Source organism: Streptomyces alboniger (genome assembly GCF_008704395.1).
GTDB lineage: Bacteria > Actinomycetota > Actinomycetes > Streptomycetales > Streptomycetaceae > Streptomyces > Streptomyces alboniger.
Window position 1 is genome coordinate 2,659,778 of record NZ_CP023695.1, and the last position, 14,388, is coordinate 2,674,165.

Consider the following 14,388-nt stretch of genomic DNA (forward strand, 5'->3'; position numbering starts at 1 on the left):
CACGCCGGTGCCCCCCTGCTCAAGCCCTACGGCCGAACAGGGGGGCACCGGGTGCGCGAAGCGGTCAGCCCTCGCTGGAGGCGGTGGCCGAGACACCGGACGGCTTCTGCTCCGCCGCCGCTGCCTTCTTCGCCGTCGCCTTCGACGCCTTCTTGGCCGTCGTCTTCTTGGCGGCCGTCTTCTTGGCCGCGGTCTTCTTGGCCGCGGTCTTCTTGGCGGCCGTCTTCTTGGCGGGCGCCTTCTTCGCGGCCTTACGCGCCGTCTTCTTGGCCGGAGCCGCTTCCTCGGCAGGAGCCTCGGCCTCGGCCGCGGGCTTCTCCGCCTCGGTCTTCACGGGCTCGGCCTTCTCCGCCGACGGGACGACCACGACGGCCGCCTCCTCGGACGCGGTCGGCGCGGTGGCCTTGCGCACCGCACGGCGCCGCGGACGGGCCGGGGCGGCGTCGGCGACGGGCGCCTCGGCCACGGGCTCGGCCACCGGCTCGGCGGCGGGCTCCGCCTTGGGCGCCGGGGCCACGACGACCTCGGCGGCCTCGGGCTCGGCGCTCTGCGCGGTCTTCGGCGAACCGGCGGGCGACGTCGCCTTGCGGACGGCACGACGGCGCGTACGTCCCTTCGGCGCGGCGTCCTCCGCGGGGGCCTCGGCGTGCGCCTCGTGCGCCGCCTCGACGGCCTCGGGGGTGCCGACCATCGGGTCCTCGGCGGCGGGCGCCGCGGTGCGCGCGGCGTCGGAGCCGACGACCGGGACCTCGGCCCTCGTGGCCTGTTCCTCGGCCTCGGCCTGAGCCTCGGCCTTCGCGGCCCGCTCGGCGGCCCGCTCAGCTGCCTTCTCCGCGGCCTTGGCCCTCTTGCCCGACCGCTTCGAGGGCTCCGCCTTCGGAGCCTCCTCCTGCGGAGCCTCGGCGGGAGCGGCCTCGGCGCGGGGAGCGCCCGCGGGGGCCGAGGCCCGCCGCGTCGCCCTGCGCCGGGAGCGGCCACCGCGCGAAGCGGCGGCCTCGGCCTCGGCCGCGCTGCTGTACAGCTCCTCGTCCGGGACGAACTCGGGCTCGGGCAGCGCCACCGGGGCGGCGACCTCCGCGGCGATCTCGTCCGCGGTCTCGATGGCCTGCTCGACGGCCTCGACGGCCTCGATGTCGTCGACGCCCTCGGCCTCGTGCTCGTGACCGTGGTCCTGGTGGTCCACGCCGCCACGCCCGCGCTTCTTGCGCTTGCCGCCGCCACCGGCGGCGGTCGGCTGCTCCATGTGCACGATGACGCCACGGCCGTTGCAGTGCACGCAGGTCTCGGAGAAGGACTCCAGGAGCCCCTGGCCGACCCGCTTACGGGTCATCTGCACCAGACCGAGCGAGGTGACCTCGGCGACCTGGTGCTTCGTACGGTCTCGGCCGAGGCATTCGAGCAGCCGGCGCAGGACCAGATCGCGGTTGGACTCCAGGACCATGTCGATGAAGTCGATGACGACGATGCCGCCCAGGTCGCGCAGCCGCAGCTGGCGCACGATCTCCTCGGCCGCTTCGAGGTTGTTCCTCGTCACGGTCTCTTCGAGGTTGCCGCCCTGACCGGTGAACTTGCCGGTGTTGACGTCGACGACGATCATCGCCTCGGTCTTGTCGATCACCAGCGAGCCGCCGCTGGGCAGCCAGACCTTGCGGTCCAGGGCCTTCGCGAGCTGCTCGTCGATGCGGTACGTCGCGAAGACGTCGACCTCGGACGTCCACCTCGAGAGGCGGTCGGCCAGGTCGGGCGCGACGTGCGAGACGTATCCGTGGATGGTCTGCCACGCGTCGTCACCGCTCACGATGACCTTGGAGAAGTCCTCGTTGAAGATGTCGCGGACGACGCGGACGGTCATGTCCGGCTCGCCGTACAGCAGGCTCGGCGAGCTGGTGGAGATCGCCTTCGCCTTCTTCTGGATCTCTTCCCACTGCCCCTGGAGACGCTCGACGTCACGGCGCAGCTCGTCCTCGCTCGCGCCCTCGGCGGCGGTGCGCACGATGACGCCCGCGTCCTCGGGGACGATCTTCTTGAGGATGGTCTTCAGACGCGCGCGCTCGGTGTCGGGCAGCTTGCGGCTGATGCCGGTCATCGACCCCTCGGGGACGTAGACCAGATAGCGGCCGGGCAGCGAGACCTGGCTGGTCAGGCGGGCGCCCTTGTGGCCGATGGGGTCCTTGGTGACCTGCACGAGGACCGACTGGCCGGACTTCAGCGCGGACTCGATGCGCCGGGGGCCGTTGGCCATGCCGAGCGCTTCGAAGTTGACCTCACCGGCGTACAGGACCGCGTTGCGGCCCTTGCCGATGTCGATGAACGCGGCCTCCATGGAGGGCAGCACGTTCTGCACCTTGCCGAGGTAGACGTTCCCGACGTACGAGGTCGCCTGTTCCTTGTTGACGTAGTGCTCGACGAGGACGTTGTCCTCGAGGACGCCGATCTGGGTGCGCTCGCCGTTCTGGCGTACGACCATCACGCGCTCGACGGCCTCGCGGCGCGCCAGGAACTCGGCCTCGGTGATGATCGGCACCCGGCGGCGGCCCTGCTCGCGGCCCTCGCGGCGGCGCTGCTTCTTGGCCTCCAGGCGGGTCGAGCCCTTGATGGACGTGACCTCGTCGACGCCGGTGCCGAGCTCGCGCTCTTCCTTCTTGCGCGGCTCCCGGACCTTCACGACCGTACGCTCCGGGTCGCCGTCGCCCGGCTCGCCCTCGGCGGAGTCACCGGCACGGCGACGACGCCGGCGACGGCGACGGCTGCTGCTGGAGCCGGACCCGCCGTTCTCCGAGGCCGCGTCCTCCGAGTCGTCCTCGGCGTCCTCGGCGGCCTGCTCGGCGGTGTCCTCGGTGTCCTGCTCCGCCTGCTCGGCGGCGGTCTCGTCGTCGGAGTCGGCCGTGGTGTCGTTCTGCTCGTCGTCCTGGTCGGCCAGCTCACCGCGGCGACGGCGGCGGCCACCGCGACGGCGCCTGCGGCCCTGGCGCTCGCCGGAGTCCTCCGCGTCGTCGTCGGAGTCGGCCTGCTCGGCGGCCGTGTCCTCGGCCTCCTCGGCCGGCTGCTCCTCGACGCCTGCCGAGGCGGCCTTGACCGGCTCCCGCTCCTCGACGGCGGCGGGCTGCTCCTCCGCGGCCCGACGGCGGCGACGGCGACGCGGGGCCGTCTCCTCCGCCACGGGGGCGGCGGGCTCCTGGACGGGCTCCTCGACGGACTCCTCGGCGGCCTCGGCAGCGGCGGCTGCGGCGGCGCTCTCCGGGGTCTGGAACATCGGCGCGGCGAACACGGGCGCCTGGAAGACGGCGACGGCGGGACGGGGCTTGCGGCCGCCGCCCTCACCGGACGCGTCGGCGCTCTGGGCCTTGCGGGCCTTGTGACCGGCGGGCGCGGAGAATCCGACGGCCGCGGTCTTACGGGTGGCGCGACGGCGACGGCCACGGGGGGCGTCGTCGTCCACGGGCTCGGCGGGGGCTTCCTCGACCGGCGCGGGCTTCTGAGCGGCCTGCTCGGTGGCGGTGCTCTCCTCGGGCTTCTCGGCGGCCTTCGGCTCACCGGCGGGCGCGGAGGCACTACGGGTGGCGCGGCGGCGCGAGCGGCGCGGTGCGGCCTCCTCGGCGACCGGCTCGGCCTCCTCGACCTCAGCGGCGGCCACAGCAGGCGCCGGCTCGACGGCGGCGGGCGCCTCTGCGGCGGCCTTCGGCTCACCGGCGGGCGCGGAGGCACGGCGGGTGGCACGACGGCGAGCACGCGGCGCGGGAGCGGCCTCCTCCTCGGCGGCGGGCGCGGCCTCGACGTCCACGGAGCCCTCGGCGGCGACCGCCACGGCCTCGGCGACCTCGGTGGCCTGCGGGGCACCGGCGGGCGCGGAGGCACGGCGGGCGGCACGACGGCGCGTACGCGGTGCCGGGGCGGCCTCCTCGGCCTCCGCGGTCTCCTCAGCGACGGGCGCGGAAGCCTCGGCGGCGGGCGCGGTGGGCTCGCTCACCTCGGCGGCCTTCGGCTCACCGGCGGGCGCGGAGGCGCGGCGGGTGGCGCGGCGGCGCGCTCGGGGCGCCGGGGCGGCCTCCTCCGCGGCGGGCGCGGGGGCCTCGGCCGTGGCGGCCACAGCGCTCTCCTCGGCCTTATCGGCCTTCTCGGCCTCTGTCACGTCTTCGGCGGCGGGGGTGGCCGGTATGGCCGGGGCCGCGGCCTCGGTGGTGCCCGCGGGCGGTCCCGCGGGGCGCGACGCGGCGCGGCGCCTGCGGCGCGGCGGCAGGGTGTCGCTGGGGGTGTCGTTCTGCGAGCCCTCAGTGGGTTCGTTCGGCTCAAGCATGCGGGCGGTTCTCCCGTCACGCTCCCGGGCGCCGCGCCTGGTCCGGTGATGCCGCGGCTCGCGCTAGGTGCGCGGGGCCGCCATCCGGGGGCGGGGCGCCGCACGGGAGCTCTCTATGTCTTGTCTCGCCGGTTCCGTACGCCCAAATGCGGACGGCCTGGCGAAAGTCTCGGTCAGTGCGCTGCCCGACCCAGGTGGCTCCCGAGTACGAGGGCTGCGCGGTGACGTACGTCCTTAGCGGGGGCCTTCCGGCACCGGCGCCTTCGCGGCGGCAGATACGGCGGCCGTGGGTGGGGCGGCCGTGACTGCCTCGCGGTCGGGCGCGAGCGGGTCGGTCACCGTGCCGGTCTCTTCATCGAAAAGCCCCTGCGCCAGCCTGGTCACCGCTGCGGGGACCGGCGGCGCCAGGTCGGCCACAGCTCGGAGACCGGACAGGACGTCGTCAGGTCGTACGGCAGGTGTCACGTGCCGAACAACCAGCCGCAGTATCGCACAGGGCTTGTCGCTCGGCCTATCGGTGTCGTGCGCGAGCGCCTCACCATCGGTGACCGCTTCCAGGCTCACCACGGCCTCGCGCGCGTCGAACGTACGCATGCCGTTCTTCGTGCGGCGCTGCACCTCGACCGTCTCCGCTGCGCGGAACAGCTCGGCCGCGCGCTGTGCCTGTGCGGGCTCGACGCCGTCGAGGCGCAGCTCCCAGACGGAGGCGGTCAGCCGGTCGGCGAGGCCCGAGGTGCGGGACTCGACGGCGTCGGTGATGTCGAGGCCGTCCGGCAGCGATTCGTTCAGCAGCTCGCGGAGCTGGTCGGGGTCGCGCGGCGCGGTGAGCGCGATCTCCAGGTACTCGGCCTCACTGCCCGTGCCGGTGGGTGCGGCATTGGCGTACGACACCTTCGGGTGCGGGGTGAACCCCGCCGAGTACGCCATGGGCACCTCGGCGCGGCGCAGCGCACGCTCGAAGGCGCGCTGGAAGTCACGGTGGCTGGTGAACCGGAGGCGGCCGCGCTTGGTGTAGCGCAGGCGGATGCGCTGCACCGCGGGTGCGGGCGGCGGGCCTTCGGGCTGTCGCTTGCCCAGTGTCGTTCAGTCCTTCGTGAGTGCGGTCGTACTGCTACCTAGAGTACGTGTCCCGGGCGCGTCAGGTTCCCGCCGGGCCACCGGTACGGGCACGGGCTCCCCGGGCGCCGCCGCCACCGGCACCGGCTGCCTCGGTGCTCCGAACAGCATGCGCCGCACATCGGCCCGCGCCTGTCGCACGCTCTCCCGCGCGGACGTGAGGGCCTGCCGGGTGGCGCGGCGCACCTCCTTGACGGCCTTGGCGGCGGGGCGCCACACGGCGTCGCGGACCACGTGCCCGACGGGGGTGAGCACCGTCCGGTAGACCCACCGCACCGGCTCGACGAAGATCCACCGAAGGAGTTTCGCGAGGAAGCGGCCGATGACGAGGGAGATGTGCCCGGCGACGCGCCAGGCGTGGCCGAGCGCGTCACCGATCTCCCGCGCCACGACGGCGACGGCCCGCCCGACGGGCGCGAGCACCCAGCGCCACAGGGCGACGACGGGCGCGACGAAGATCCAGCGGAACAGCGCCGATACGACGGTCCAGATGCCGCGCGCGAGCCACGCGATGCCGTGCCCGAGCGGCGTCAGGACCGCCCGGTACAGCCACACCGCGGGGATCACGATCAGCACCCGGCCCAGCCACGCCAGACCGGCGCCGACCGGCACGACCACATACCGCCAGAGCCCCACCCACGGCCACACGAAGACCGCCTTGAACAGCCACGTCAGCACGGCGCCGATGCCGCGCCCGGCGGCCGCCGCTCCGCTGCCGATGACCCTCGCCAGCCAGGCGATGCCGTGCCCGACCGGTGTCAGGACGCGCGCGTAGAACCACGCGGCCGGGATCGCGACGAGGTAGCGCCACAGCCACGCGCAGCCCGCGCCGACGCCCAGCGCCAGCCAGGCGATGCCGTGCCCGAGCGGCGTCAGGACCGCCCGGTAGAACCACACCACCGGCGTCACGACGAGCACCCGGCCCAGCCAGGCAAGACCCGCGCCGACCGGCACGACCACATACCGCCAGAGCCCCACCCACGGCCACACGAACACGGCATTGAACAGCCACGTCAGCACGGCGCCGATGGCACGCCCTACCGGGCGGACGCCCCGGTAGTAGAGGAAGCGGCCGCAGACGGTGAGCGCGTCCCAGACCAGGCGCACGGGCACGACGAGCACGAGCACCACGATCCGCACCGGCAGTCGGATCGCGACGGCGAGACAGCCCTCCGCCTGCGGAGGGTGCCGGTCGGCCTGCCCCGGCGGGGGCTGCTGGGCAGCCTCGTGGGGAGGTCGTTTTTCCAGGTCCATGTTGTCCTAGACGCGCGGGAGTTCGGTTCGGATCCAGTACCGCAGCTTTCCGCCCCGCTCATCCTCGAAGACACCGCCCGACGCCTCGATGACCTTGCGCGAGCCGGTGTTGTCGGTGTCGCAGGTCACCAGGACGGATTCCAGGCCGAGTCCGGCCGCGTACGGCAGGCAGGCGCGCAGCATCTCGGTGGCGTGGCCGCGGCGGCGCGCGGTGGGGCGGACGTCGTAGCCGATGTGGCCGCCGTACTCGCGCAGGAAGCGGGTGGCGATGGAGTGCCGGACGGCGACGCGGCCGAGGTAGTCGCCGCCGTCGACGTACCAGAGGGTCGTGACGGGGACGGCGAGCGGCCCCTCGGAGCGCTCGGCGGCAGCGGCGACCTCGGCGAGGTACCGCTCGAAGACGACGGGGTCGTGCCACTTGTCGCCGTAGTCGCGCAGGGTGCGGCCGAGAGTGGTGTCGTCGTCGGGCCCGCCCCGCCCCTCGGCCCGGAACTCCTCCATCGCGGCGATGTAGGAGCGGTGTACCAGGCCGGTGGGCGGGACGAGCCGGGGCACGTACGGCTACTTGACGACCGTGAGCGGCAGCAGCTTCTTGCCGGTGGGGCCGATCTGGATCTCCGTCTGCATGGCGGGGCACACGCCGCAGTCGAAGCACGGCGTCCAGCGGCAGTCCTCGACCTCGGTCTCGTCGAGCGAGTCCTGCCAGTCCTCCCAGAGCCAGTCCTTGTCGAGACCGGAGTCCAGGTGGTCCCAGGGCAGGACCTCCTCGTACGTGCGCTCACGCGTGGTGTACCAGTCGACGTCGACGCCCATCTCGGGCAGCGTCTTGTCGGCGCAGGCCATCCACCTGTCGTAGCTGAAGTACTCGCGCCAGCCGTCGAAGCGGCCGCCGTCCTCGTAGACGGCGCGGATGACGGCGCCGATGCGGCGGTCGCCGCGGGAGAGCAGGCCCTCGACGATGCCGGGCTTGCCGTCGTGGTAGCGGAAGCCGATCGAACGGCCGTACTTCTTGTCGCCGCGGATCTTGTCGCGGAGCTTCGCCAGGCGGGCGTCGGTCTCCTCGGAGGAGAGCTGCGGGGCCCACTGGAACGGTGTGTGCGGCTTGGGCACGAAGCCGCCGATCGACACCGTGCAGCGGATGTCGTTCGAACCGGAGACCTCACGGCCCTTGGCGATGACCTTCGTCGCCATGTCGGCGATCTGGAGCACGTCCTCGTCGGTCTCGGTGGGCAGGCCGCACATGAAGTACAGCTTCACCTGCCGCCAGCCGTTGCCGTACGCGGTGGAGACGGTGCGGATGAGGTCGTCCTCGGACACCATCTTGTTGATGACCTTGCGCATGCGCTCGGAGCCGCCCTCGGGGGCGAAGGTCAGGCCCGACCTGCGGCCGTTCCTGGTCAGTTCGTTCGCCAGGTCCACGTTGAAGGCGTCGACGCGGGTCGAGGGGAGGGACAGGCCGATCTTGTCCTCCTCGTACCGGTCGGCGAGGCCCTTCGCCACGTCGGCGATCTCGCTGTGGTCCGCGGAGGAGAGCGAGAGCAGGCCGACCTCTTCGAAGCCGGTCGCCTTGAGGCCCTTCTCCACCATGTCGCCGATGCCGGTGATGCTTCGCTCCCGTACGGGGCGCGTGATCATGCCGGCCTGGCAGAAACGGCAGCCGCGGGTGCAGCCGCGGAAGATCTCGACGGACATCCGCTCGTGGACGGTCTCGGCGAGCGGGACGAGGGGCTGCTTGGGGTAGGGCCACTCGTCGAGGTCCATGACGGTGTGCTTGGACACGCGCCACGGCACGCCGCTGCGGTTCGGGACGACGCGGCCGATGCGGCCGTCCGGGAGGTACTCGACGTCGTAGAAGGCCGGGATGTAGACGGACCCGGTCTTCGCGAGGCGGAGCAGGACCTCCTCGCGGCCGCCGGGGCGGCCCTCCGCCTTCCAGGCGCGGATGATCTCCGTCATGTCGAGCACGGCCTGCTCGCCGTCGCCGATGATCGCGGCGTCGATGAAGTCGGCGATCGGCTCGGGGTTGAAGGCGGCGTGGCCGCCGGCGAGCACGATCGGGTCCTCGACGGTGCGGTCCTTGGACTCCAGCGGGATGCCCGCGAGGTCCAGGGCGGTCAGCATGTTGGTGTAGCCCAGCTCGGTGGAGAAGCTGAGCCCGAACACGTCGAAGGCCTTCACCGGGCGGTGGGCGTCCACCGTGAACTGCGGGACCTGGTGCTCGCGCATCAGCGCCTCCAGGTCCGGCCACACGCTGTACGTGCGCTCGGCGAGGACACCGGGGCGCTCGTTGAGGACCTCGTACAGGATCATGACGCCCTGGTTGGGCAGTCCGACCTCGTACGCGTCCGGGTACATGAGCGCCCAGCGGACGTCACACTCGTCCCAGTCCTTGACGGTGGAGTTGAGCTCTCCGCCGACGTACTGGATGGGCTTCTGGACATGCGGGAGAAGCGCTTCCAGGCGTGGGAAGACCGACTCGACAGGCATCGCGAGATCTCTCATGAGCTGGCAGGGGTGACCATCAAGCGTACCCCGGTGTTCAGCTGCCGAGCGCCGCCCGCAGTTTCCGCCGGGACGCCTCGGCCCACACCCCCGGCAGCTCCCGCTCCCGGTCCGCCGCGCTCGCCTCCTCCTGGCCGTACAGGAGGCCCCAGGTGAACGCGGTCTCGCCCGCGAGGTGGGCCTGGATCGCCAGGGCGCGCAGGGCCTCCCGGGCGACCACGCTGTCCTGGTGGCCGCCGAGGACGCTCTGTACGGACTTCATCCGCTTCGCGAACCGTTTGGCGGCCTTGCCGAGCGCGGGGACGGCGGCCTCGCCCGCGTACCGGGCGCGCTTGGCGGCCTTGCGGGCCTCGTGCATGGCCCGGTCGCGCTCGTCGCCGGGGGCCAGCGCGAGAGCGTGTTCGACGCGGGTCGCGAGGCGGGCGTAGTCCTTCAGGAGCGCCTTGGGCAGCGCCTTGGCGGGCGGCGCGGAGGCGGCGGGACGCAGCGGGGGCTCGGCGAGCAGCGCGTCGATGGTGTTCAGGAGTGTGAGGTAGCGCTTGCTGTCGAGTACGGCGACCGTCCTGCGCCGCGAGCCGGTGCGGCGGGTGACGGACCAGACGCGCAGCCGCCCGCGCACCGGGCCGAGCAGGAGCGTCTTGGGGAGCGCTTCGACGCGGGTGACCAGGCGATCGGTGAGGACTTCCTGGTCGCGGTCGACGCCCAGCTCCCCCGCGAGCCACTTCAGCTCGTCGCCCACGGGGTCGGTGACCGTACGGTCCAGGATCTTTCGGTACGACTTGAAGGCGCTGCGCATCCGTCGGGTGGCGACCCGCATCTGGTGCACGGAGTCGGGCAGGTCGCGGCGGACGGCGGGGTCGAGCGAGACGATCGCGTCGCGCTGGGCGCGGAGGTAGGCGACGGCGTGGTCGCCCGCGGTTCCGGTCCCGTCCCCGACGGCCTCCCGCACCGCCTCGGCCACGGCCTCGCTCTTCCCGGCCGGCTTGCCCGCGCCGACCGCTCCCTCCGCGGGGCGGACCTCGTCGGCTGCGGCCTTCTTGGTCTTGCGCCCCTTGGAGGCGGCCTCCTTGGGCGCGGTCTCCTTGGGCGCGGTCTCCTTCAGCGCCCTGGCCAGTTTCGAGGAGGCGGTGGACCGTCGTACGCCCGCCTTCCTCAGCTTCTTCTCGACCTTGTCGAGGAGCGCGGGATCGCAGCCGTCGGCCAGTTCCACCTCGATCTCGGACCATTCGGCCGTGCCGCCGCCCGGGGTGAGCCGCTCCGCGATCACCCCGTCGACGCTGACCTCGGCGAGCAGCGCGCCCTTCGCGTCGACGAGGTGGCGCAGTTTCCGCGCGGACAGCAGGCGGACGACGGGTACGAGGTCGGCCTCGCGGACGCGGGAGCGCACGAGGCCGAGCAGCGAGCGCGGCACCGTGTCGGAGAGCGGCTCGTGGACCTCGTCCCGCACGCCCTGCGCGAGCGAGACCGGCAGCTTCAGGTGCCAGCCCTCGTCGGCGCCGCCGGTGCGGCGGCGCAGGGTGATGGAGGCGGCGGCCAGGCGCTGGTCGGGGGTGTCCCAGTAGACGGCGTCCAGTTCGACGACGCCCTTGTCGAGGACGTCCCCGACCCCGGCCACCCCGCTCAGGTCGGGCAGCTCCGCGTCCGCCCCGTCGACGTCGTACTTCCGCTCGATCTCGCGCTTCGTCTCCGCCATGAATTGAATCTAGACGCGAAACGCGAGACCAAACATGCCCGCGGCGGGACTTCCGGCAAGGCGTTACGCGGACATCGGCCGCTGCACCTTGATCGACTGGAGCAGTCCGACGGCCACCCAGACCGCGAACATCGACGAACCTCCGTACGACACGAAGGGCAGCGGAAGGCCTGCCACCGGCATGATGCCGAGGGTCATCCCGATGTTCTCGAAGGACTGGAAGGCGAACCAGGCGATGATTCCGGCGGCGACGATCGTGCCGTACAGCTCGGTCGTCTCGCGGGCGATGCGGCAGGCACGCCACAGGACGACGCCGAGGAGGAGCAGGATCGCGCCCGCGCCGACGAAGCCGAGTTCCTCGCCCGCGACGGTGAAGACGAAGTCCGTCTGCTGCTCGGGGACGAACTGGCCGGTGGTCTGGGAGCCCTTGGTCAGGCCGGTGCCGGTCAGGCCGCCCGAGCCGATGGCGATGCGGGCCTGGTTGGTGTTGTAGCCGACGCCCGCCGGGTCGAGCGCGGGGTTGGCGAAGGCCGCGAAGCGGGCGATCTGGTAGTCGTCGAGGACGCCGAGCTGCCATATGGCGACGCCCCCGGCGACGCCGGTGCCGAGGAGTCCGAAGACCCAGCGGTTGGAGGCGCCCGAGGCGAGCAGGACCCCCAGCACGATCATCACCATGACCATGACCGAGCCGAGGTCGGGCATCAGCATGACGATCGCGATCGGTACGGCGGCGAGGCCGAGCGCCTGCACCACCGTGCGGTGGTCGGGGTACTCGCGGTCGCCCGCGTCGACGCGGGCGGCGAGCAGCATCGCCATGCCCAGGATGATGGTGACCTTCACGAACTCGGAGGGCTGGAGCGAGAAGCCGCCGCCGAGGACGATCCACGCGTGCGCGCCGTTGATGGTCGCGCCGAGCGGGGTGAGCACGAGCAGGACCAGGAAGACGGAGATGCCGTAGAGGATCGGCACCGCCGTGCGCAGCGTGCGGTGGCCGAGCCAGACGGTGCCGATCATCAGGGCGAAGCCGATGCCGGTGTTCAGGACGTGCTTGAGCGCGAAGGAGTACGGGTCGTCGCCGACCAGCTCGGTGCGGTTGCGGGTCGCGGAGTAGACGAGCGCGGTGCCGATCCCGGAGAGCGCGATCGCCGCGAGGAGCATCGGCCAGTCGAGCCGGCGCACTATCGAGTCGCGGGCCAGCAGGCGCGAGATGTTGGAGCGTTCGGGGCCGTACCCGGAGACGGAGAAGCCACTGCCGGTCATCAGTCACGCCTCCAGTTGGCCGGGGCCCCGGCCAGCTCCTGCTGGTCCTGCTGATCCTGCGGGTCCTGCGGGTCCTGCGGGTCCTGTTGCCCCGGTGGGTCCTGCTGCTCCTGCTGTCCCTCCGGCGGCTCGGGCGCCTCGGGCTTGTACGGCTTGACCTTCGGGGCGTCGATGGAGCCGTCGGCCTCGATCTTCGGCAGGGTCTTCTGCGGCTCGGGCAGCAGCGCCTTCTTCAGGTCCTGGTTGCCGCTGTCGTCGAGGCCGTAGATCGCGTCGTAGATCTTGCGGACGGCGGGTCCCGAGGCGCCTGATCCCGTACCGCCCTGGGAGATCGTCATGACGATCGAGTAGTCCTTGGTGTACGTCGCGAACCAGGAGGTGGTCTGCTTGCCGTAGACCTCCGCCGTACCCGTCTTGGCGTGCATCGGGATCTTGTCCTGCGGCCAGCCGCCGAACCGCCACGCGGCCGTACCGCGCGTCGCGACGTCCGCGAGGGCACCGTCTATGTCCTTGCGCAGCTCGGCGTCCATGGGCAGCTTGCCGTGCGCCTTGGGCTTGATCTCCTCGATGTGCCTGCCGTCGGCGCTGATGATCGCCTTGCCGACGGTGGGGTCGTACATGGTTCCGCCGTTGGCGATCGCGGAGTAGATGGTGGCCATCTGGATCGGGGTGACGAGGGTGTCGCCCTGGCCGATGGAGTAGTTGACGGAGTCACCGGCGCGCATCTTCATGCCTTCGAGGCAGTTCTCGTACGCGATGCGCTCGGAGTACTCGCCGCCCTTCTTGCCCTGCTTGCACCAGGCGTCCTTGTTGGCCTTCCAGTAGTCCTTCTTCCACTGGCGGTCGGGGACGCGGCCGGTGACCTCGTTGGGCAGGTCGATGCCGGTCTCCTTGCCGAGGCCGAACTGGTGGGCCGTCTTGTAGAACCAGTCCTTGGCGTCGGGCCTCGGCTTGTTGCCGCCGTCCTTGTTCCACTGGTCGTGCGCGAGCTTGTAGAAGACGGTGTCGCAGGAGACTTCGAGGGCCTGGCCGAGGGTGATGGAGCCGTGGCCCTTGGACTCGAAGTTCTTGAAGGTCTGGCCGCCGATCGAGTACGAACTGGGGCAGGGGTAGCGGCCGTTGAAGTCGTAGCCCGCGTTCACGGCGGCGGCCGTCGGGATGACCTTGAAGATCGAGCCGGGGGCCGCCTGGCCCTGAATGGCACGGTTGAGCAGCGGGTAGTTGGACTTCTTGCCGGTGAGCTCGGCGTAGTCCTTGCCGGAGATGCCGCCGACCCAGGCGTTCGGGTCGTACGTCGGGTTGGAGGCCATGGAGATGATGCGGCCGGTCTTGTTCTCCATGACGACGACGGCGCCCGCGTCGGCCTTGTAGTTCTCGCCGGTGTTCTTGTCGAACTCGCCGCGTGCCTTCTTCATCGCGTCGTTCAGCCAGTACTCGGAGACGGCCTGGACGCGCGCGTCGATGCTGGTGACGACGTTGGCGCCCGGCTTGGCCTCGTCGGACTCGGCCTTGCCGATGACCCGGCCGAGGTTGTCGACCTCGTAGCGGGTGACGCCGGCCTTGCCGCGCAGCTGCTTGTCGTACGTCCGTTCAAGCCCGGAGCGGCCGACCTGGTCGGAGCGGAGGAACGGGGAGTCGGTGTCCTTGGCCTTGTTGATCTCGTCGTCGGTGACGGGCGAGAGGTAGCCGAGGACCTGCGCGGTGTTGGACTTGCCGGGCGCGGGGTAGCGGCGCACGGCCGTGGGCTCGGCGGTGATGCCGGGGAAGTCCTCGGAGCGCTCGCGGATCTGGAGGGCCTGCTTGGGCGTGGCCTCGTCGGTGATCGGGATGGGCTGGTAGGGCGAGCCGTTCCAGCAGGGCTGGGGGGTCTTGGAGTCGCAGAGGCGGACCTTGTCGGCGACGTCCTTGGGGTCCATGGCGAGGACGTCGGCGAGCTTGGCGAGGACCGCCTTGCCGTCGTCCTTCATCTTCATCAGGTCCGTGCGGGACGCGGAGACGACCAGGCGGGTGTGGTTGTCGGCGATCGGCACTCCGCGGGCGTCCAGGATCGAGCCGCGCACGGCGGGCTGGACGACCTGCTGGACGTGGTTGCCGGAGGCCTCCTTGGCGTACTCCTCGCCGTTGCGGACCTGGAGGTACCAGAGGCGGCCGCCGAGGGTGAGCAGGAGGGAGACGACGAGGATCTGGATGATGATGAGACGGATCTGGACGCGTGGGGTCCGCCCGGTCTCCGGGATGTTGGTCACCGCTCCCCTCCCCTGCTGCGATC

Annotated in this window: 8 protein-coding genes; all 8 read right to left on the bottom strand. The window is 71.9% G+C overall.

All coding sequences use genetic code 11. From position 1 onward, the window contains the following. Positions 1-64 precede the first annotated feature (64 nt). The 8 genes from CP975_RS11705 to mrdA all read right to left on the bottom strand — a co-directional run bounded on the left by CP975_RS11705 (position 65) and on the right by mrdA (position 14,365). Complete coding sequence (locus CP975_RS11705; protein WP_055529430.1) at positions 65-4,294, bottom strand: Rne/Rng family ribonuclease; 4,230 nt, start codon at positions 4,292-4,294, stop codon at positions 65-67. A 234-nt stretch (positions 4,295-4,528) separates the two neighbouring features. Next, the gene (locus CP975_RS11710; protein WP_055529428.1) at positions 4,529-5,329 is read right to left on the bottom strand and encodes a TIGR03936 family radical SAM-associated protein; all 801 of its coding nucleotides are present in this window, start codon (positions 5,327-5,329) and stop codon (positions 4,529-4,531) included. Positions 5,330-5,377: 48 nt separating this feature from the next. Beyond that, entirely contained in the window at positions 5,378-6,664 is a 1,287-nt protein-coding gene (locus tag CP975_RS11715; RefSeq protein WP_055529426.1) for a hypothetical protein, read from the bottom strand. Between the two features lie 6 nt (positions 6,665-6,670). Then, on the bottom strand, positions 6,671-7,219 hold the full coding sequence (locus CP975_RS11720) for a GNAT family N-acetyltransferase (protein WP_425474245.1): 549 nt from the start codon (positions 7,217-7,219) through the stop codon (positions 6,671-6,673). A 6-nt stretch (positions 7,220-7,225) separates the two neighbouring features. After that, complete coding sequence (locus CP975_RS11725) at positions 7,226-9,151, bottom strand: TIGR03960 family B12-binding radical SAM protein (protein WP_055529424.1); 1,926 nt, start codon at positions 9,149-9,151, stop codon at positions 7,226-7,228. A 52-nt stretch (positions 9,152-9,203) separates the two neighbouring features. Beyond that, complete coding sequence (locus tag CP975_RS11730; RefSeq protein ID WP_055529422.1) at positions 9,204-10,859, bottom strand: CYTH and CHAD domain-containing protein; 1,656 nt, start codon at positions 10,857-10,859, stop codon at positions 9,204-9,206. Between the two features lie 63 nt (positions 10,860-10,922). Beyond that, positions 10,923-12,119: a rod shape-determining protein RodA gene (gene rodA / locus CP975_RS11735; protein WP_055529420.1), complete on the bottom strand. Its 1,197-nt coding sequence runs from the start codon at positions 12,117-12,119 to the stop codon at positions 10,923-10,925. Next, a complete protein-coding gene (mrdA, locus tag CP975_RS11740) occupies positions 12,119-14,365 on the bottom strand; it encodes a penicillin-binding protein 2 (protein ID WP_150476842.1) in 2,247 nt (748 codons plus the stop codon). The genes rodA and mrdA overlap by 1 nt, the downstream gene beginning before the upstream one ends. Positions 14,366-14,388: the final 23 nt, after the last annotated feature.

Coding starts and splice junctions, on each gene's coding strand:
- CP975_RS11730 (WP_055529422.1), bottom strand. CDS start 10,859: ATGGCGGAGACGAAGCGCGAGATCGAGCGGAAGTACGACGTCGACGGG.
- CP975_RS11725 (WP_055529424.1), bottom strand. CDS start 9,151: ATGCCTGTCGAGTCGGTCTTCCCACGCCTGGAAGCGCTTCTCCCGCAT.
- CP975_RS11715 (WP_055529426.1), bottom strand. CDS start 6,664: ATGGACCTGGAAAAACGACCTCCCCACGAGGCTGCCCAGCAGCCCCCG.
- CP975_RS11705 (WP_055529430.1), bottom strand. CDS start 4,294: ATGCTTGAGCCGAACGAACCCACTGAGGGCTCGCAGAACGACACCCCC.
- rodA (WP_055529420.1), bottom strand. CDS start 12,119: ATGACCGGCAGTGGCTTCTCCGTCTCCGGGTACGGCCCCGAACGCTCC.